Source organism: Mesorhizobium sp. M1E.F.Ca.ET.063.01.1.1 (genome assembly GCF_003998155.1).
Lineage (GTDB): Bacteria > Pseudomonadota > Alphaproteobacteria > Rhizobiales > Rhizobiaceae > Mesorhizobium.
In genome coordinates this window covers 1-491 of the sequence record NZ_RZSC01001554.1, presented here as the reverse complement: position 1 = coordinate 491, position 491 = coordinate 1, and the positions used below count along the sequence as shown (strand labels likewise).

Sequence of the window (491 nt, the reverse complement as noted above, 5' to 3'; positions counted from 1 at the left end):
GGCCCGAGCAGCGCAAGATCCTGATGATGATCTCGGACGGCGCGCCGGTCGACGATTCGACGCTTTCGGTCAATCCCGGCAACTATCTGGAGCGGCACCTGCGCGCGGTGATCGAGCTGATCGAGACGCGCTCGCCGGTCGAATTGCTCGCCATCGGCATCGGCCACGACGTCACGCGCTACTATCGCCGCGCCGTCACCATCGTCGATGCGGAGGAACTGGCCGGCGCCATGACCGAGCAGTTGGCCTCGCTGTTCGGCGAGGAGAGCGCGCGCGATACGCGGCGCGGCGGCCTGCGGCGCGCCGGATGATCTTTTCGCGAGGCGGATTCCGGTTGACGGTTTTCGCCTGCATGCTGACCTGCGCGGTGGTTTCGCCGGCGATTGCGGCCCAGCGAGCCCCGGTCGAGGCGATCGAGATTTCGGCGCGGCCGATCACAGAGTTCCACGTCGGCCGCGCCGAAATCTCGATCGCCTCGACCGGGGCTCGCT

General features: G+C 67.8%; 1 pseudogene. It reads left to right on the top strand.

Annotation, left to right across the window (positions count from 1 at the left end):
- Positions 1-311 (top strand): annotated as a pseudogene (locus EOA29_RS39740) (cobaltochelatase subunit CobT); the annotation flags it as partial.
- Positions 312-491: the final 180 nt, after the last annotated feature.